The sequence below is a fragment of the Minwuia sp. genome (assembly GCF_048263705.1).
GTDB lineage: Bacteria > Pseudomonadota > Alphaproteobacteria > Minwuiales > Minwuiaceae > Minwuia.
Window position 1 is genome coordinate 72,421 of record NZ_JBLXDV010000001.1, and the last position, 18,536, is coordinate 90,956.

Consider the following 18,536-nt stretch of genomic DNA (forward strand, 5'->3'; position numbering starts at 1 on the left):
ACACTGTGATGTCAGCCGGTCCGTGCCTGATCAGGCGGCCAGGCGGCGCAACACGTAGTGCAGGATGCCGCCGTGGCGGTAGTAATCGACTTCGTCAGCCGTATCGATCCGGCAGAGGAGCTGGATCTCTTCGGTCGAGCCATCGCTGCGTTTGATCGTGCAGGCGACGTCCTGTCTCGGCTTGATGCCGTCGGCGATGCCGCTCAGCGAGATCTCCTCCGAACCGTCGAGCTTCAGGCTCTTGCGGGTCTGGCCGTCCTTGAACACCAGCGGCAGCACGCCCATGCCGACCAGGTTCGAGCGATGGATACGCTCGAAGCTTTCGGCGATGACCGCCTTGACGCCCAGCAGGCTGGTGCCTTTCGCGGCCCAGTCCCGTGACGATCCCGTGCCGTATTCCTTGCCCGCGATCACGACCAGGGGCCGACCCTCTTCCTGATAGCGCATGGCCGCATCGTAGATCGACATCTGGTCGCCCGACGGCATGTGGCGGGTCACGCCGCCCTCGGTGCCGGGTGCCATCTCGTTGCGGATGCGGATGTTGGCGAAGGTGCCACGCATCATCACCTGATGGTTGCCGCGGCGCGAGCCGTAGGAATTGAACTCGCGCGGCGGGACCTGATGGTCGGCCAGATAACGTCCGGCGGGATGTTCCTCGCGGAACGAGCCCGCCGGCGAAATATGGTCCGTGGTCACCGAGTCACCCATCATCGCCAGGATGCGGGCGTCCTCGACATTGCTGAAGCCGCCGGGCTCCGCCGACATGCCTTCGAAGTACGGGGGATGCTGGACATAGGTCGACGTGGAATCCCAGTCGTAGGTCAGGCCGCCGGAAACGTCGATCCGCTGCCAGTTCTCGTCGCCCTTGAAGACGTCGCCATAGCGCATCTCGAACATCGATTCCTTGACGCAGGAACGGACGGTTTCGCTCACCTCCTTGTTGGACGGCCAGATGTCCTTCAGGAACACGTCGTTGCCGTCGCTGTCCTGACCCAACGGGTCGTTCAGCAGGTTGATCTTCATCGAACCGGCGATGGCATAGGCGACCACCAGCATCGGCGAGGCGAGATAGTTCGCCTGCACGTGCGGGTTCACGCGGCCTTCGAAGTTGCGGTTGCCCGACAGCACCGAACAGGCCACCAGATCCTTCTCGTTGATCGCGTTGGCGATCGGTTCGGGCAGGGGCCCGGAGTTGCCGATGCAGGTCGTGCAGCCATAGCCGACCAGATCGAACCCGAGCTTGTTCAGGTCATCGGACAGACCGGCGGCGTCCAGATAGTCGGTGACCACCTGGCTGCCCGGTGCCAGCGATGTCTTCACCCACGGCTTGACGGTCAAGCCCCTGGCGGCGGCGTTGCGCGCCACCAGACCGGCGCCGAGCATGACGCTGGGGTTCGACGTATTGGTGCACGATGTGATGGCAGCGATGACCACGTCGCCATGGGTCAGATCGCAGTCCAGTTCCTTGACGCGGGCGGTTGCACCCTTGTCGGCGACGTCGAAGACTTCGGAAAGGGCCTTCTCGAAATCCGTGTCCGCGGTCGACAGCAGCACGCGATCCTGCGGCCGCTTGGGCCCGGCTAGGGCCGGTTCGACCGTCGAAATGTCCAGTTCCAGTGTATCGGTGAAGACCGGATCCACATCGTCCAGCCACAGTCCCTGTTCCTTGGCGTAGGCTTCGGTCAGGGCCACCAGATCGTCCGGGCGTGCGGTGGAACGCATGTAGGCCAGCGTTTCCTCGTCGATCGGGAAGAAGCCGCAGGTCGCGCCATATTCCGGCGCCATGTTCGCGATGGTGGCGCGGTCGGCCAGGCTCATCTGACGGACGCCGTCGCCGAAGAACTCGACGAACTTGCCGACAACGCCCTTGGCACGCAGCATCTGAGTGACGTTGAGCACCAGGTCGGTCGCCGTCGTGCCTTCCTTCAGCTTGCCGGTCAGCTTGAAGCCGACGACTTCGGGAATCAGCATGGAGATCGGCTGGCCCAGCATGGCGGCTTCGGCCTCGATCCCGCCGACGCCCCAGCCCAGCACGGCCAGTCCGTTGACCATCGTGGTGTGGCTGTCCGTGCCGACCAACGTGTCGGGATAGGCGACGGTCTTGCCGTCCTCTTCCTTGGTCCAGACCACCTTGGCCAGATATTCCAGGTTCACCTGATGGCAGATGCCGGTGCCCGGCGGCACGACCCGGAAGTTGTCGAATGCCGTGGAACCCCAGCGCAGGAACTCATAGCGTTCCTTGTTGCGGGCATATTCCAGATCGACGTTGGTCTTGAACGCGGTCGTATCGCCGAATGCGTCAACCATCACCGAATGGTCGATGACCAGATCGACGGGGCTGAGCGGATTGATCTTCTTGGGGTCGCCGCCCATCGATTCGATGGCGGCACGCATGGCGGCCAGATCGACAACGGCAGGCACCCCGGTGAAATCCTGCATCAGCACGCGCGCGGGACGGTACGCGATCTCGCGGTCCGAACGGCGCTCGTTCAGCCACGCGGCGGCGGCCTTGATGTCTTCGACGGTGACGGTGCGGCCGTCCTCATAGCGCAGCAGGTTTTCCAGCAGCACCTTCAGGGACTTCGGAAGGGTGGACAGATCGCCCAGTTCGGCCTCCGCAGCCTTCAGGCTGTAGTAGTCATACGAATGTCCGCCGGCTTCCAGACTGCGGCGTGTCTTCAGCGTGTCCTGGCCCAATTCAAGTCTCCTTCCATGGCATGCAAGGCAAGCGTCAAGACCTCCCGACCCCTGTCGCGATCCCGCTTCCGCCTCTTTTCCCAATCTTCTGACCGCTCTTGTACCAGTTGCCGCCGCCACGACAAACGGACAATCAGGCGCGGCAGGCCTGAAACGTGATCGATAGCCGCGCGCTGGATTTTTTCCGGTCGCCTGCCGGATATTCTGTCCTGGCACAAGCGCGCGTGTTTCCGTCGTAAAACTGGGGGATGGCGTTCATGTACTACTGGAATACCTAAATACAGATGTTTTGAATGCTTCCGCCCAGCGCCCCCTTTTCAACTGCAAGTCCGTTCAATACTGATCGGAGGGAGATTGCCCTTCGGGCGAGTGCGTAGCAGTAGGCCGTTTCATGATTTTCGTTCGTCTTCTCATCCTGCTGATCAGCCTGTCTGCCTGGGCAGGATCGGCCACGGCAGAAACCTTCAAGCAGTTCTACGATCAAGGGCGCGCTGCCCGCGAGGCGGGTGATCTGGATCGTGCCGAAGCACTTTTCAGGGCGGCGATGGACAAGGCACCCGGGAATCCCGACGCCGCCCTGTTTCTGGGACTGACACTGAACGGTCTGGGGCGTCCGGAAGAGGCGGTGCGCCTGCTGGAACCTTTCGTCGAACGGTTTCCCGACTATGTCGGGCTGGATCTTGCGCTGATCCGGGCGATGGCGGCGGTCGGCGATCATGATCGCGCCGAGCGCCGGATGGATGCCCTGTTGCAACGGTTCCCTGACAATGCCGCCGCGCGGGCCCTCGACGCGCGGATCGACCTGTATCAGCAGCGCCCGGCGGAGGCTGAACGCAAGTATGCCGCGCTTCTGTCCGACGAACCCGACAACCGTGCCGCGCAGGTGGGATCGATTGATGCGGCCCTGGCCCTGCCGGATATCGCACGCGCTGAACGCAGGCTCCAGCGGCTGGAGGCAACTTTCCCCGGCGATCCGGCGATTACGTCCCGGCGGGAGCGGCTTCGCGGTCTGAAACAGGCGCGTGATGCCCGCGAGGACTGGATCGTCGCGCTGGGTTACCGGGTCGGCGATTTCGATCCCGACCTGAAACGTCACGAAGGTGTGCTGGACATCGTCCGGGAACGGCCTGGAGACATCTACCGCCTGAGGCTGGAGACCGAGAGCCGGAACGGCGAGGTGGACGCGATCGCGGATGCTTTCCTGACCCCGTGGCGCAACGAGATATATGTACCGACGCTGAGGCTGGGCATCGGACCCGGCAACGACTTCCTGCCCGATTACCGGGTGGGCGCGGATGTCTCGGTGCGGGTGCGCGACGCTGGAGGTCTACTGCCGGTCACCGTGCTGGATGCGGGCATTCTGGCATCGGGACTGAACGATGGTCAGGCCGAGCGGCTGTCGCTCGGCGCGGTTCAGTATTTCGATGTCGGATACGGGTCATTCTACACCACCTTTCGCGGCTTCCTGACCAATGACGAGAACGGCAACAATATTCTCGGCTGGGTCGGGCAGGCGGATTGGCGGTTTCCGGGCGGATGGGCGATCCGCGGTGGCTATGGCGTTGCGCCAGAGGATTCCGAAGGCCGGACGATCGTCATCCGGACGGCTTTTTCGGCTGTCGAGCTTCCATTGTCCGACCGGACGACCGTGATCGGTTCGTTCGCGCGGGAGGATATCCGGGATATCACCCGGCGGTACTTCATCGGTCTGACGTTGAAGTACGAATTCTGATGTTCTTGCTGACCGTGCCGCAGATCATCTGGATGGCCGCCGTCGTGCTGATCGCGATCGCATTGCTGGTGTTCGCCGTTCTTCTGCTGCGCAGGTTTGTCAACGAACTGTTCGAAGCACGCCGCAAGCGGATCCGCAAACAACGGGTGCGCACGCTGCTGACGGAGATACGGGAGCATCCTGATCGCGCCCCTGACTCCATCGATCTGCCGCGCCGAAAACGCGCCGCGTTCGAGAAGACGGCGCTGGCCCTGCTGGACGATCTGAAGGGGCCGGAACGCGACGCGCTGATCCGGTTCCTGATGGCCATCGGCACCATGACGCGCGCGATCAACCGCATGCAGAGCCGGCGCGCAGTCGTGCGTGAGCGATCCGCTGCAATGCTCGGGATTTTCCCTGATGACCGCGCCAGACACCAGCTCACCCTGGCATTGGGCGATCGGGACCTGGCGGTCCGACTTGCGGCGGCTTCCTCGCTGCTGATGTCCGGGGCGGAGATGGATATCACCCGGATCATGGCGGAAATGGATCGCGACGGTGCCCTGTCGCGCGCGCGCGCGTTGTTTCACGGCAAGGGCAGCGTCGAACTTGCCCAGGCGGCGGAACCGCATCTGGACGAGGCGAAGACCAAACTCTTCGGCCTTGAAATCTTCGGCGGGTCGAGCGGGCGGATTGCCGCCCAGACGCTGGTCAGGGAAATCGGGCATCCGGACGGGTCTGTCAAAGCGACGGCGTTGCGCGCGATCCGTGACGAGGACCATCCGGCGCTCGCCGAGGCGGTGATCGACGCCATCGACAATGACGACTGGAAGGTACAGGTCGAAGCCGTGGCCGCGGCGGGGCGGCTGGGACTTGAGGATGCCCGGCCGGCGCTGGAGCCGCTGATCGAGAACGGCGAATGGCAGGTCCGCAATGCCGCTGCCCATGCGTTGAACCGGATCGGGCCGAATTCGGATTCGGCGGCGGATCGATGACCTGGACCGGGTTCGCGGTCGAGTGGCTGCTGCCGGCAGCCAACGTGATCATGCTGATGATCCTGGCAACGGGCGTGTTTCAGTATACGCTCTATTTCGCCCAGATGCTGGTCGCATTCATCGTGTTGCGGCAGGAGCGCGCGCAGCGGCGCGCACTGCGGCGCTTCGAACTGACGAACCGCATTCTGCCGCCTGTCTCGATCATCGTTCCGGCTTTCAACGAAGCGGACCACATCGTCGACAACATCAATTCGATGCTGGCGCTGGACTATGCCTCTCTCGAAATCGTGGTCGTGGACGATGGTTCGACCGACGACATGTTTGCCGAGATCGATCGCCATTTCGAGCTTGAAGAAGCGGAGATGGAGATCGACGAGGCGTTCTCCAGCGAGGAAATCCATACCACTCATCTGTCGCGAAAGCATCCCAATCTGGTCGTCATACGCAAGGAAAACGGCGGACGTGCCGACGCCCTGAATGCCGGTCTCGCGGTTTCCCGTGCCCCGTTTTTCTGTGCGCTGGACGCGGACAGCATGCTGGAGCGGGATGCCCTGCATCGTGCGGTCGGGCCGTTCGTCCACGCGCCGGACAAGGTGATCGCCGTAGGCGGCACGTTGCGTGTCGCAAACGGGTCGATGTTCGTGGCCGGACGCCTGTCCGATGTGCGGCTTCCGGGCAGGCTTCTGCCGCTGATCCAGACGCTGGAGTATCTGCGCTCGTTCCTGATGGCCCGCCTGTCCTGGAGCCGTTTCAACACCGTCATCTGTGTCAGCGGCGCCTTTGGCGTGTTTCTGAAAGAACCGGTGCGCGACATTGGCGGGTTTCGTCCGGGCGCGGCCGGCGAGGACATGGATCTGGTGGTACGGCTGCATCGGCTGATGCGCGACCGGGACCGGGCGTATCTCATTCACTACATCGCCGAGCCTGTCTGCTGGACCCATGTGCCTGAAACCTGGCGGGATTTTGCCAGCCAGCGCATCCGTTGGCAGCGGGGTGCGCTGGAGGTCTTCTTCCGGAATGCGGACATGCTCGTGAAGCCCCGGTACGGTCGTGTCGGCTGGTTCGGACTGCTGCATGGTTTCATTCTGGATGTCGCCAGTCCGGTCCTCGAAGTGCTGGGCTATGTGCTGTTTCCGCTGCTGTGGATTTTCGGTCTGCTGAACCAGGACTATGCGTTCGCCTTCATCGCGATCGTGTTCGCGTTCGGCTTCTTCATCTCGGTGCTTGGCATCGTCATGGACGAGATCGAACTGAAGCGCGTGACCAGCGCCCGGCAGCTTCTGACCCTGCTGGGCGTCGCGGCGGTCGAGAACGTCGGTTTCCGCCAGTATCACAACATCTGCCGCTTCATCGGTACGTGGCAGTATCTGAGAGGGGTCAGGGGATGGAAGAACGGATGAGTCATCGTGAGATACGTGGAAAAACAGAGCGAGTCAGCTTACAAAGCTAGACTCTCTGGCGGCAGTTAGCAGGGGGTTGTCCGAGCGTCTATCCTGTATTTTCTCAAGTGCTTCAGTTAGCTCTATAATCGCGCTGTAGACATTTTTTAGCATTGACACTCTTGCATCATTTTTCGTCTTACTCTGGACATCAAGCCCATCAATGATATCTGTTAAACGTTCTATCCAGACATAATCATTGGACTTTGAATTGGAGAGAATCTCTTCAAATTCGCGAAAGCCAATAACTTCAAATCTTCTGGTCCCCCAACTCGATTCCTTAATCATCATGTCGCCAATTCCATGCTGGAAATCTCGATAAAGCCAACTTTCCCTAGTTGAAACAGCTTGCATCGCTCTTTCAACTGTCTCATCAATCACACTTTGTGAGATATCTGCTCCAAGCGTTCTTTGTGATATCTCAGCAGCCAAATCTTTTGCAAGGCTAGCTTTTTCGTCAGCTTCTAATCCAGTCGCAATTTCAGCGCTGTGCTGGCTGAGATGCCGCTGTAAAATGACATCCAAGTGTGCTGCTATTTCTGCAGGTCGAATGTCAAAATTTTGGTCTATTCTCCATAACTCGCACAGAGCCTGCATCCTTTGGCGCTCGATAAAAGATCCATCTGACAAGGCATGCGAGATGGAACCTAATGCATTCTCGAAATCAAACGCGAAATCTGGTGCATTCAACGAAAAGCCATTAATTTCTCTGCGATATGCACGGATCCATCCAAGAAGTGCTGCGATTCGATATAACGTACTATCAAATTTGTATTTTTCATATTTTGTTGCAGTTTCTCGATTGGAGAAAAATGAATCTCTGCCACGATAAACGAGAAATTCGTTTAGTCGCCAAAAAAGATCAGAAGAAGCTGACTCAATTGGGTCAAAATAGGACGAAAAAATTTTTCGTGAAAGCTTTTCTTCTTTGCGTTCTTCCAAAAAAATTCTGACAACAACTTCTTTCAAAAAAATCCCAATAATCGCGCCACCTATGGAGAGTGCAGCGACAACTAAACGTGGATCATGGCCAAGCAATGTCTCCATCAATCACATTCCGATCATCTTGCATTGAGAATTAGCCCGAATGTGATTGCGATATTAGTTATCTCTGATGTCAATAAAAAAACTACTTCGACAGTTGCTTCATGCCCGCTTCGAGACCTTCGAGCGTCAGCGGGTGCATGCGGTTGCCCATCATCTCCTGGATCAGCTTGATCGACGGCGTGTAGTCCCAGTATTTCTGCGGCACGGGGTTCAGCCAGATCGACTTCTGATAGACGTTCAGGAAGCGCTTCATCCAGACCTCGCCGGATTCCTCGTTCCAGTGCTCCACCGAACCGCCCGGATAGACGATCTCGTAGGGGCTCATGGTGGCGTCGCCGACGAAGATCAGCTTGTAGTCGGCGGGGAACGTGTGCAGCACCTGCCAGGTATCCACATATTCGGTGTGGCGGCGGCGGTTGTCCTTCCACAGCTTCTCGTAGAGGCAATTGTGGAAGTAATAGTATTCCATGTGCTTGAACTCGGTCTTCGCGGCCGAGAACAGCTCTTCCAGGGTGCGGATGTGGTCGTCCATCGATCCGCCGATGTCGAGCAGCAGCAGCACCTTCGCCGTGTTACGGCGCTCCGGCACCATCTTGATGTCCAGATAACCGGCATTGTCGGCGGTCGACTTGATGGTGTCGGGCAGGTCCAGTTCCATGTCCGCGCCTTCGCGGGCGAACCGGCGCAGGCGGCGCAGCGCCACCTTGATGTTGCGGGTGCCGAGTTCCAGTTCGTCGTCGAGGTTCTTGTACTCGCGCTTGTCCCAGACCTTCACCGCGCGGCGATGGCGGCTTTCCTTCTGGCCGATGCGCACGCCTTCGGGGTTGTAGCCGTGGGCGCCGAAGGGCGAGGTACCGGCGGTGCCGATCCACTTGTTGCCGCCCTGATGGCGCTTCTCCTGCTCCTCAAGGCGCTTCTTCAGCGTCTCCATCAGCTTCTCGAACCCGCCCAGGGCTTCGATTTCGGCCATCTCTTCGGGGCTCAGGACCTTCTCCGCCAGCTTCTGCAGCCATTCCTCTGGGATTTCGTGGCTCGCCTCTTCAGAGACGAAATCCAGTCCGTTGAAGCACTTGCCGAAGACCTGATCGAACTTGTCGATGTTCTTCTCGTCCTTCACCAGCGTGGCGCGGGCGAGATAGTAGAACTCGTCGACCTTGTAGCCGGTGACGTGCTGTTTCATGGCTTCAAGCAGCATCAGGTACTCGCGCAGGGTCGCGGGTACCTTGTTGTTCCTGAGTTCCAGGAAGAAATTGACGAACATGTCCGCCTCCCAACTCTGCTGTCCTCGGACTTAGGTCCGGGGCGCTGTGAACCAAACGGTCCGCCTCGACACAGACCCTCGGGTCAGGCCCGGGGCATGCACCAAGATCCTACTTGTTCTGCTCGCGCTTGGCGAGGAAGGCCAGCCGTTCGAACAAGTGCACGTCCTGCTCGTTCTTCAGCAGCGCGCCATGCAGCGGCGGGATCAGCTTCTTCGGATCGCGCGACTTCAGCGTGTCCACCGGCAGATCCTCGCTCATCAGCAGCTTCAGCCAGTCGAGCAGTTCCGACGTCGACGGCTTCTTCTTCAGACCCGGCACATCGCGGATCTCGTAGAAGATGCGCATGGCCTCGGACACCAGTTCACGCTGGATGTCGGGATAATGCACCTCGACGATCTCGCGCATTGTCTCGTCGTCAGGGAAACGGATGTAGTGGAAGAAACAGCGGCGCAGGAAGGCGTCGGGCAGTTCCTTCTCGTTGTTCGACGTGATGATGATCAGCGGGCGCTGCTTCGCGACGACCGTCTCGCCGGTCTCGTAGACGAAGAACTGCATGCGGTCGAGTTCCAGCAGCAGGTCGTTCGGGAATTCGATGTCGGCCTTGTCGACCTCGTCGATCAGCAACACCGGACGCTTCTCGGCCGTGAAGGCCTCCCACAGCTTGCCGCGCTTGATGTAGTTGCTGATGTCCTTCACACGCTCGTCGCCCAGCTGCGAATCGCGCAGGCGGCTGACGGCGTCATATTCGTACAGGCCCTGCTGCGCCTTGGTGGTCGATTTCACGTGCCATTCGATCAGGTTGGTATCGAACGCCTTCGCGACTTCATGCGCCAGGACCGTCTTGCCGGTGCCGGGCTCGCCCTTGATCAGCAGCGGACGTTCAAGGGTGGATGCCGCATTGACCGCGACCATCAGGTCTTCGGTCGCGACGTAATTGCTGGTGCCTTCAAAGCGCATGTTGTCTCCCCGTCCGCTTCGTATGGATGTCTTTAAATCAGATGCTGGGCAAACTAGGTCTACTGACCGGTACGATCAAGTGCGGGTAACCGGGGGCAGCCTGCGGGCTGGCCGGTCTCGCCTTGGCATCCGACTTGCTGTAGCGTGCCGCAAACGCCGGAAAAGCGGATTCGGGGAGACGGGAAATGTCGGAATCAACAGCTGAACAGTTCGACGACGCGGCCTACGGCGCGCTCAAGTCGGCGCTGGGCGATCAGATGGTCGAGATGCTGATGGCCAAGTTCGTGGTGCAGATGCACGAGAAGATCGAACTGCTGAAAGCGGGCATCGCGGCACGCGACATGGCTGTGGTCAAGCAGCAGGCCCATGACCTGACATCCAGCTCGGGTTCGGTCGGCCTGAAAGCCATGAAGCTGGTTGCCAGCGCCTGCGAGTTCGCTGTCAAGGATGGCGAGGAGGAAAAGGCACTGGCGCATGCCCAGGAACTGGTCGACATGGCCCCCGAAACCGAAGCGGCGATCCGCGCCGAACTACCCAATATGGCCTGAACGGCCCTGAAGAAGGCAGAAGTGTAAATGGACAAGCGTATTCTGGTCGTCGAGGACAACATGCTGGTGCAGGAGGTCTATGCCTCCGCCTTGCAGTCGCTGGGCTGCGAGGTGGTGACGGCAGACGACGGCAACGAGGCGCTGGAACTCGCCGATGAGGAAACGCCGGATCTGATCATCATGGACATCATGCTGCCGGGTGTGTCCGGGCTCGATCTGGTCCAGACGATGAAGAAGGACCCGAAGCTGAAGGACGTGCCGATCATCGTGGTCACGACGATGGCGATGGCGGGCGATCAGGAGAAGATCAAGGCGGCGGGTGCCGATGCCTATCTGCCCAAGCCCATTCAGGTCGACGAGTTCATCGAAGCCGTCCGCAAGACCCTCGAAGGATAAGACATGGCTGACTGGCTCGTGACCGGGGGCTGCGGCTTCATTGGCTCGCACCTCTCCGACGCCCTGATCGCGCGCGGCGACCGGGTGACCATCGTCGACGACCTGTCGACCGGCAACCGGTCCAATCCGCCCGCCGACGCCGAGATCGTCGTCGGCGACATCCGCGACGCCGATCTGATGAATCGGCTGATGCAGGGCAAGGATGGCTGCTTTCACCTGGCAGCTGTCGCATCTGTCCAGAAATGCACCGAGGAATGGGCCGACAGTCACAAAGTGAACCTCACCGGCACGATCAACGTGTTCGAGGCGGCGAAACAGGCGGGCCGCAAACCGGTGGTCTACGCCTCGTCGGCCGCGACCTATGGCGACAATCCGAATGTGCCGCTTTCCGAAGACGAGATGATGAAACCCCTGTCGGCCTACGGTGCCGACAAGCTGGGGTGCGAACTTCATGGCCGCGTGGCATTTGGTGTCCACGGCGTGCCGAACACGGGCTTCCGTTTCTTCAACGTCTTCGGCCCACGGCAGGATCCCAAGTCACCCTATTCCGGTGTCATCGCGATCTTCACCGACCGCATCCGCGCCGGGCAGGGGATCACGATCTTCGGCGACGGCGGACAGGTGCGTGATTTCGTCTTCGTCGGCGATGTGGTCCGGCACCTGATCGCGGCGATGGATGCGGGCGGCGGACAGGGCGAGGCCTACAATGTCTGCACCGGCGTCGAGACGTCCGTGCTCGACCTGGCGAACATCGTGGCGGAAATCTGCGGGACCGAGGCGGACATCACCTTCGCGGATGCGCGGACCGGCGACATTCGCACATCGATCGGCAACCCGGCCAAGGCGACGGCGGCCTTCAATGTGCCCGCGCAGATGGCTTTCCGGGACGGCCTGAAACTGACGCTGGAGTCCGAGTAGTTCAGTTTTGTCTGGAATAAAAAGGGGCCGCAGCCGGCATGGCTGCGACCCTGATTGCGATCAGGCCTTTTTCAGGATATCGCGGATCTCTTCCAGAAGCTGGACATCGCGCGGCGGGGGCGGTGCCTCTGCCGGGGCTTCTTCCTGCTTCCGCTTCATCTTGTTCATCTGCTTCACGAAGATGAAGATCACGAAGGCGATGATGACGAAATCGACAATCGTGTTGATGAAGATGCCGTAATTGACGGTCGCGGCACCGGCTTCCTGGGCGGCGGCCAGGTTCGGATAGGTGCCGCCCGACAGGTTCACGTAAAGCTCGGTGAAATCGACGCCGCCGGTGAACATGCCGACGAACGGCATCACGATGTCCTTCACCAGGGACGACACGATCTTGCCGAACGCCGCGCCGATGATGATGCCGATGGCCATGTCCATGACATTGCCGCGCATCGCGAATTCCTTGAATTCCTTGAGCACGCTGCTTCCCTCCTCGTCTTGTGTTGTTCATGCTCCCGCATGCGCCGGAGCGGCCTGATCCCGAAAGCGAATCAGTGTTCGGAATAGGCTATCATAATCCGTGCCAGTTACGGATCATGTCGAGAAAGGGCGCAAGACTGCCTTTCCGGCTCCGGATCGACCAGGCCGGTCGCCAGGCGAGCCGTGTGACCTTGGTCCAGTCCAGCACGCCGTCCGTGTCGGCAGGCGTCGCATAGATGTCCGGGTCATCGGGCTTTTCGGTCTTCATGTCGGCATCATGCGGACAAGAGCCGCCTCATGCCGCATGAACAAAGCCGGAAAAGCGATTACATTCGCCTGATGGATACCGCCGCCGCCTTTGCAAACGCCGGAAATCTGCCGCAGGGCTTCGTCGACTGGTTCGACGGGCGTGGATGGCAGCCCCGACCGCACCAGCTGGCCCTGCTGGATCTGGCGCGGCAGGAACGCAACGCGCTGTTGATCGCGCCGACCGGCGGCGGCAAGACGCTGGCCGGGTTCCTGCCCAGCCTGGTTGACCTGGCCGAGAACCCGCGACCGGGCCTGCATACGCTCTACGTCTCGCCCCTGAAGGCGCTGACCTATGACATTCAGCGCAATCTGGAAGCCCCGGTCCGCGAGATCGGTCTCGACCTGACGCTGGAGAGCCGGACCGGCGACACGCCCCAGTCGAAGCGGGCGCGTCAGCGGCACACACCACCGAACATCCTGCTGACTACACCGGAGCAGCTGGCGCTGATGCTGGCCTCGCGCGACACGCTGAAGATCTTCCGGCACCTGCACACGGTCGTGGTGGACGAGTTGCACGCCTTCGCCGATTCGAAGCGCGGTGACCTGCTGGCTCTGGGTCTGGCAAGGCTGGCGACGCTGGTCCCTGACCACCGGCGTGTCGGCCTGTCGGCGACCATTGCCGATCCCGACCGATTGGCGCACTACATCGGGCTTGCGGGCGCAGAGGCATCCATCGTGCGCGGTGCGCCGGGGCCGAATCCGGAGGTCAGCATCCTGCGTGCCGAGGGGCGTATTCCGTGGTCGGGTCATTCGGCACGTCATGCGATCCCCGAAATCTACGAGACGATCAAACGCCGGAAAACGGTTCTGATCTTCGTGAACACCCGCAGTCAGGCCGAGATCATCTTTCAGGAACTCTGGCGGGTGAACGAAGATGCGCTGCCCATCGCGCTGCATCATGGCAGTCTGGATGTGGAGCGCCGCCGCAAGGTCGAGACCGCCATGGCGAAGGGAGCGCTGCGCGCTGTGGTCTGCACATCGACGCTGGATCTGGGCATCGACTGGGGCGATGTCGATCTGGTGGTGCAGATCGGTGCGCCGAAGGGCGCGGCGCGCACGCTGCAGCGAATCGGCCGCGCGAACCATCGCCTCGACGAACCCAGTCATGCCATGTTCGCGCCCGCCAACCGGTTCGAGGAAATGGAATGTCTCGCCGCGCTGGAGGCGCTGGACAAGCGCGAGGTCGATGGCCCAGAGCGCCGAGCGGGCGGGCTGGATGTACTGGCACAGCACATACTGGGCATCGCCTGCGGTGCGCCTTTCGCGCCGGACGAGGTGTTTCAGGAGATCGCGCGCACCGAACCCTATGGCGATCTGGACCGCGAGACATTCGATCGCGTCGTCGATTTCGTGGCGACCGGTGGCTATGCGCTGAAACGCTACGAACGCTACAACCGGCTGAAGCAGACCGGCGATGGCCGCTATCGCGTCGCCAATCCGCGCATTGCCCAGCAGTACCGCCTGAACGTCGGCACCATCGTCGAGGCCCCGATGCTGAAAGTGCGGCTGAACGGCGGGCGGCAACTGGGCGAGGTCGAGGAATATTTCATCGAACAGCTTTCGCCCGGCGACACGTTCGTCTTCGCGGGCGAGGTGCTGCGCTTCAAGGCGGTACGGGAGACCACGGCCATCGTCACCCGCGCACCGGGCGAGGAAGCCAGCGTCCCCAGCTACATGGGCGGCAAGTTTCCGCTTTCGACATTTCTGGCCGCGAAGGTGCGGCGCATTCTGGCCGATCCGCAGAAGCATCCGGGACTGTCCGAGCAGACGCTGGAGTGGCTGCGGCTGCAGAAGTGGCGGTCCATCCTGCCACGCCCCGACCAGTTGCTGGTCGAGACCTTTCCGCGGGGCAGCAAGCACTACATGGTCGCCTATCCGTTCGAAGGGCGACTCGCGCATCAGACGCTGGGCATGCTGCTGACCCGCCGCATGGAGCGCGCGCGGCTCAGACCGCTCGGTTTCGTGGCCTCCGACTATGCGATTGCCGTCTGGTCTCTGCGGCCGGTCGAGGACGTCGACGGCCTGTTCGACAGGGATATGCTGGGCGACGATCTGGAGGACTGGCTGGATCAGTCGATCCTGATGAAACGGACATTCCGCAACGTCGCGACCGTCGCCGGGCTGATCGAACGCCGGTTTCCGGGGCAGGAGAAGTCAGGCCGCCAGATGACGATCTCGTCGGATCTGATCTACGATGTCCTGCGTGAGCATGAACCCGACCACGTGCTGCTGCGGGCGACATGGGCCGACGCGGCGACAGGCTTGCTGGATGTGCGCCGCCTCGCCGACATGCTGGTGCGTGTGGCGGGCCATATCACGGTCCAGCGCCTCGACCGCGTATCGCCGCTGGCTGTGCCGGTGCTGCTGGATATCAGCAAGGAACCCATACGCGGCGAAGCTCTGGAAGACCTGGTTGCCGAAGTCGCCGACGACCTGATGGCCGAAGCGACGCAGCTGCTCTGACGTCTGTTCAGCCTTCAACTGAAACGGTCAAACGCACTGAGCGTCACCCCTGCCTCCGTGCGCGGGCAACCGTCGATTCAGCGAACGCCGTGCGTACCGGATATTCAGGAAGGCCCCCGGATAAACCGGGGGTGACAGCCCGGGAGTCGGCGATGGCTCTAGGCAGGCTCGTCGATGCCGTTCGCCATGCAGGCGGCGGTGATCGTGTTGGCCAGCAGGCAGGCGATGGTCATGGGGCCGACGCCACCGGGAACGGGCGTGATGGCACCGGCGCGGGGCAGGGCGGCATCGAAGTCCACGTCGCCCACCAGCCGGGTCTTGCCGTCGTCCTTCGGGATGCGGTTGATGCCGACGTCGATCACGGTCGCACCTTCGGCGATCCAGTCGCCTTTCACGAAATGCGGGCGGCCCACGGCGGCGACGACGATATCCTGCCGGCGGCACAGCCCGGCCAGATCCTTCGTGCGGCTGTGGGCGATGGTTACCGTGCAGCTTTCCTGCAGCAACAGCATGGCCATCGGCTTGCCGACGATATTGGAACGTCCGATGACGATGGCGTTCCTGCCCGACAGGTCGCCCAGCCGCTCTTTCAGCATCATGATGCAGCCGCGCGGGGTGCAGGGTACCAGCGCGGGCAGGCCGACCTGCAGCCGTCCGGTGTTGATGACATGAAAGCCATCGACATCCTTGGCCGGGTCGATGCGGTCCAGAACCGCGTTCTCCTCGATCTGATCGGGCAGGGGAAGCTGTACCAGAATGCCGTGGATGCCCGGATCGGCGTTCAGACGGTCGACAACCGCCAGCACCTCTTCCTGGCTGGCGGTCGCGTCGAGCCGGATCTCGTCGGAACGCATCCCTGCTTCCTTGGTCTGCCTGGCCTTGTTGCGGACGTAGACCTGACTGGCCGGATCCTCCCCCACCAGAACGACGGCCAGACCCGGTGTGATGCCGTGATCCTTCTGCAACGCCTCGACCTGCGTCTTCACGCGGGCGCGGACAGTGGCGGCGAATGCCTTGCCGTCGATGATCTTGTCGTCGCTCATGCTGCGGGCTCCCCGAAGGTTTGCGTGATCCGTTGCGCGGTATCTATCGGATCAGCGGCAAACTGCAACGTCTTCAGCCGCGCCGTTTCACCGCGCACGACCTCAATCGTGCCCGGTGCGACTTTCAGCGTCTTCGCGATCAGTTTGACGACGGCCCTGTTCGCCTTGTCCTTTTCCGGGGCGGCGGTCACCGCGACCTTCAGGCGGGCCTTGCCGTCGGCATCGATCTGCCAGCCGTCGATGCTGTTGGCGCGGGCGCCCGGCGTGACCTTCAGTTCCAGACGAACCGCGTCAGGCAAACTGCCCGTAGCCGAGAAGATCGACCAGAATCAGGTTCTTCAGCACGATCAGGATCACGATCAGGATGACCGGCGACAGGTCGATCCCGCCGAGGTCGGGCAGGATACGCCGGATCGGGGCCAGCACCGGCTCGGTCACGCGGTACAGGAAATAGCCGACCTGGCGCGCGAACGGGTTCTGCGGGTTCACCACGTTGAAGGCGACGAGCCAGCTCAGGATCGCGTTCGCGATCAGGATGTAGATGAACAGGGTGACCGCAAGGTCGATCAGGGTCGCAAGCGCGTGCATGGCCGGTCCTCAGAAGGGTGCGTTCCGTCCCGGACAGATAGCCGCGCACGCGCCGATGCGCAAGGGAGCCGCGCAGACTCAGGCGGGCGTCGCCTGCGGGATCTTCATCTCTCCGCGCTGTTCGAAGACCACCCGGACCTTCATGCCGATCTTCACCTCCGATGCGGGGCAGCCGATGACGTTCATCATCATCCGCGGGCCCTCGTCCAGATCGACCAGGGCGATCACATAGGGCGCGTCGGCGGCGAAGGCCGGTGTCGGTGCGCGGTGGCTGACCGTGTAGGTGAAGACGGTACCGGTGCCTGCCGCATCGATCATCGTGAGATCGTGGCCGTTGCACGAGGTGCACAGGCTGCGCGGATAGAGCTGTACCGCACCGCAGGCGCCGCACTTCTGGATGGTCAGGCGCTCATCCGTGCAGGCGGCCCAGAAGGCTTCGGAATCGATGGTGGTTTCGGGGGCGGGTTTCTGCACGCTCATGCCACTTTCTCCAGGATCAGGGAAACATGGGCCGAAAGTGCCCCGCCATCGCCGTGTACGAAACAGGTGGCCGCGTCCGGCACCTGCCGGTCGGCAGCCTCGCCACGCAACTGCTGCACGCCCTCGACGATGTGGAACGATCCGCCCGCCGCGCCGGAATGCCCGAAACTCAGAAGCCCGCCGTGGGTGTTGCAGGGCAGGCTGCCGCCCAGATCCAGCGCGCCCTCGGCGGCCGCCGGTCCCACCGTGCCCTTCTCGAAGAAGCCGATGGATTCCAGTTCGATGGCCAGAGTGATGGTGAAACTGTCGTAGATCTCGGCGACGTCGATGTCGTCGACGGTCATGCCCGCGTCGGCGAAGGCCATGGCCGAGGACTGCTTGCACCCGAAGCTCTGCAGGTCGCGCGGCGCGCCGATCAGATGTTCATGGGTGCCCTTCTGCCCGGCACCGGCGAGACGGATGGACCGGGCCGGGTCGGTCGCTTCCGCCGAGACCAGAATGCCCGCCGCGCCGTCGGAAATCAGCGCGCAGTCGTACAGGCGCAGCGGCTCGGCGATGGGGCGGCTGGCCATCACCTCCTCGACCGTCAGCGGTTTCTTCATCTGGGAATCCGGGTGACGCCGCGCGTGATTGCGGGTGGTGACGGCGATATGGGCCATCTGCTCCAGCGTCAGGCCGGTGTCGTGCATGTAGCGTTGGGCGACCATGCCGTAGGCGGCGGGAATGGTGATGCCGTAGGGCACCTCGTACTGGCCATGTCCGAAATTCGCCAGCGCCGCGACCGCGCTGCCCGGTGCCATGCCGGTCAGCCGGTTGTCGCCGGTCAGGCAGAGCACGTGCTTGCACATGCCGGCCTCGACCAGCGCCTTGGCGGTCATCACCTGCAGGGCACCCGACGTCCCGCCGGCGCTGACGCAGGCCGCGTAGGCGGGCTGGATGCCCAGATATTCGGCGACGACGTGGGCCAGCATCGGATGCGGTTCGGTGAAGGAGTAGGCGCACAGCAACCCGTCCACATCCTTCAGGCTGATGCCCGCGTCCGCGACGGCACCCTGGGCCACGGTCGCGTGCAGCGACAGGCAGCTTTCCTCTGGCAGTTTCCCGCACGGGGTATTGGCGACCCCTGAAATCACGGCTTTCCTGTTGGTCATGCGCTGGCTTCCTCCCCGAAGCCATAGTGCGATATGGTACGCATACGTACAAGCT

18 protein-coding genes are annotated in these 18,536 nt (G+C 61.9%); 7 read left to right on the plus strand and 11 right to left on the minus strand.

Annotated elements, in window-relative coordinates; translation table 11 throughout:
• Positions 1 to 30: 30 nt before the first annotated feature.
• Positions 31 to 2,697 carry an aconitate hydratase AcnA gene (gene acnA, locus ACN0X7_RS00320; RefSeq protein ID WP_417512913.1) on the minus strand — a complete coding sequence of 889 codons (2,667 nt, stop codon included), beginning with the start codon at positions 2,695 to 2,697 and terminating at the stop codon, positions 31 to 33.
• Positions 2,698 to 3,088: 391 nt separating this feature from the next.
• Here acnA and ACN0X7_RS00325 point away from each other — a divergent pair, with 391 nt between their 5' ends.
• From ACN0X7_RS00325 to ACN0X7_RS00335, 3 genes are read left to right on the plus strand one after another with little or no spacing between them, the layout of a single operon-like run.
• Positions 3,089 to 4,429 carry a tetratricopeptide repeat protein gene (locus ACN0X7_RS00325; RefSeq protein WP_417512914.1) on the plus strand — a complete coding sequence of 447 codons (1,341 nt, stop codon included), beginning with the start codon at positions 3,089 to 3,091 and terminating at the stop codon, positions 4,427 to 4,429.
• Positions 4,429 to 5,403 carry a HEAT repeat domain-containing protein gene (locus tag ACN0X7_RS00330; RefSeq protein WP_417512915.1) on the plus strand — a complete coding sequence of 325 codons (975 nt, stop codon included), beginning with the start codon at positions 4,429 to 4,431 and terminating at the stop codon, positions 5,401 to 5,403. The genes ACN0X7_RS00325 and ACN0X7_RS00330 overlap by 1 nt, the downstream gene beginning before the upstream one ends.
• Positions 5,400 to 6,803: a glycosyltransferase family 2 protein gene (locus tag ACN0X7_RS00335; RefSeq protein ID WP_417512917.1), complete on the plus strand. Its 1,404-nt coding sequence runs from the start codon at positions 5,400 to 5,402 to the stop codon at positions 6,801 to 6,803. Before ACN0X7_RS00330 ends, ACN0X7_RS00335 begins: the two co-directional genes overlap by 4 nt.
• A gap of 33 nt (positions 6,804 to 6,836) precedes the next feature.
• Here ACN0X7_RS00335 and ACN0X7_RS00340 read toward each other — a convergent pair whose 3' ends face one another.
• From ACN0X7_RS00340 to ACN0X7_RS00350, 3 genes are all read right to left on the minus strand, one after another.
• The gene (locus ACN0X7_RS00340) at positions 6,837 to 7,889 is read right to left on the minus strand and encodes a hypothetical protein (protein ID WP_417512919.1); all 1,053 of its coding nucleotides are present in this window, start codon (positions 7,887 to 7,889) and stop codon (positions 6,837 to 6,839) included.
• Positions 7,890 to 7,971: 82 nt separating this feature from the next.
• Positions 7,972 to 9,150, minus strand: coding sequence for a vWA domain-containing protein (locus ACN0X7_RS00345; RefSeq protein ID WP_417512921.1), 1,179 nt, complete (start codon positions 9,148 to 9,150; stop codon positions 7,972 to 7,974).
• A gap of 109 nt (positions 9,151 to 9,259) precedes the next feature.
• Positions 9,260 to 10,108, minus strand: a complete 849-nt coding sequence (locus tag ACN0X7_RS00350) for an AAA family ATPase (protein WP_417512923.1) — start codon at positions 10,106 to 10,108, stop codon at positions 9,260 to 9,262.
• 185 nt (positions 10,109 to 10,293) lie between these two features.
• Here ACN0X7_RS00350 and ACN0X7_RS00355 point away from each other — a divergent pair, with 185 nt between their 5' ends.
• The 3 genes from ACN0X7_RS00355 to ACN0X7_RS00365 are packed head-to-tail and all read left to right on the plus strand — an operon-like array spanning position 10,294 to position 11,970.
• Positions 10,294 to 10,656 carry an Hpt domain-containing protein gene (locus ACN0X7_RS00355; RefSeq protein ID WP_417512925.1) on the plus strand — a complete coding sequence of 121 codons (363 nt, stop codon included), beginning with the start codon at positions 10,294 to 10,296 and terminating at the stop codon, positions 10,654 to 10,656.
• Between the two features lie 27 nt (positions 10,657 to 10,683).
• Positions 10,684 to 11,052, plus strand: a complete 369-nt coding sequence (locus tag ACN0X7_RS00360; protein WP_417512927.1) for a response regulator — start codon at positions 10,684 to 10,686, stop codon at positions 11,050 to 11,052.
• 3 nt (positions 11,053 to 11,055) lie between these two features.
• Complete coding sequence (locus tag ACN0X7_RS00365) at positions 11,056 to 11,970, plus strand: NAD-dependent epimerase/dehydratase family protein (protein WP_417512929.1); 915 nt, start codon at positions 11,056 to 11,058, stop codon at positions 11,968 to 11,970.
• Positions 11,971 to 12,030: 60 nt separating this feature from the next.
• Here ACN0X7_RS00365 and mscL read toward each other — a convergent pair whose 3' ends face one another.
• Together mscL and ACN0X7_RS00375 are read right to left on the minus strand one after the other, a co-directional pair.
• Positions 12,031 to 12,447, minus strand: a complete 417-nt coding sequence (mscL, locus tag ACN0X7_RS00370; RefSeq protein WP_417512931.1) for a large conductance mechanosensitive channel protein MscL — start codon at positions 12,445 to 12,447, stop codon at positions 12,031 to 12,033.
• A 91-nt stretch (positions 12,448 to 12,538) separates the two neighbouring features.
• Complete coding sequence (locus ACN0X7_RS00375) at positions 12,539 to 12,715, minus strand: hypothetical protein (protein ID WP_417512933.1); 177 nt, start codon at positions 12,713 to 12,715, stop codon at positions 12,539 to 12,541.
• 71 nt (positions 12,716 to 12,786) lie between these two features.
• Here ACN0X7_RS00375 and ACN0X7_RS00380 point away from each other — a divergent pair, with 71 nt between their 5' ends.
• Complete coding sequence (locus tag ACN0X7_RS00380) at positions 12,787 to 15,219, plus strand: ligase-associated DNA damage response DEXH box helicase (RefSeq protein ID WP_417513697.1); 2,433 nt, start codon at positions 12,787 to 12,789, stop codon at positions 15,217 to 15,219.
• Positions 15,220 to 15,377: 158 nt separating this feature from the next.
• Here the strand turns inward: ACN0X7_RS00380 and folD are convergent, their stop codons facing one another.
• The 5 genes from folD to ACN0X7_RS00405 all read right to left on the minus strand — a co-directional run bounded on the left by folD (position 15,378) and on the right by ACN0X7_RS00405 (position 18,481).
• Positions 15,378 to 16,262, minus strand: a complete 885-nt coding sequence (gene folD, locus ACN0X7_RS00385; RefSeq protein ID WP_417512935.1) for a bifunctional methylenetetrahydrofolate dehydrogenase/methenyltetrahydrofolate cyclohydrolase FolD — start codon at positions 16,260 to 16,262, stop codon at positions 15,378 to 15,380.
• Positions 16,259 to 16,561: a DUF167 domain-containing protein gene (locus ACN0X7_RS00390; RefSeq protein ID WP_417512937.1), complete on the minus strand. Its 303-nt coding sequence runs from the start codon at positions 16,559 to 16,561 to the stop codon at positions 16,259 to 16,261. The genes folD and ACN0X7_RS00390 overlap by 4 nt, the downstream gene beginning before the upstream one ends.
• Complete coding sequence (locus ACN0X7_RS00395; RefSeq protein ID WP_417512939.1) at positions 16,554 to 16,850, minus strand: YggT family protein; 297 nt, start codon at positions 16,848 to 16,850, stop codon at positions 16,554 to 16,556. Before ACN0X7_RS00395 ends, ACN0X7_RS00390 begins: the two co-directional genes overlap by 8 nt.
• Before the next feature lie 78 nt (positions 16,851 to 16,928).
• On the minus strand, positions 16,929 to 17,330 hold the full coding sequence (locus ACN0X7_RS00400) for a Zn-ribbon domain-containing OB-fold protein (RefSeq protein WP_417512941.1): 402 nt from the start codon (positions 17,328 to 17,330) through the stop codon (positions 16,929 to 16,931).
• Positions 17,327 to 18,481 (minus strand): thiolase family protein, encoded by a 1,155-nt coding sequence (locus tag ACN0X7_RS00405; RefSeq protein ID WP_417512943.1) that lies wholly within the window; start codon positions 18,479 to 18,481, stop codon positions 17,327 to 17,329. Before ACN0X7_RS00405 ends, ACN0X7_RS00400 begins: the two co-directional genes overlap by 4 nt.
• Between the last annotated feature and the right edge of the window lie 55 nt (positions 18,482 to 18,536).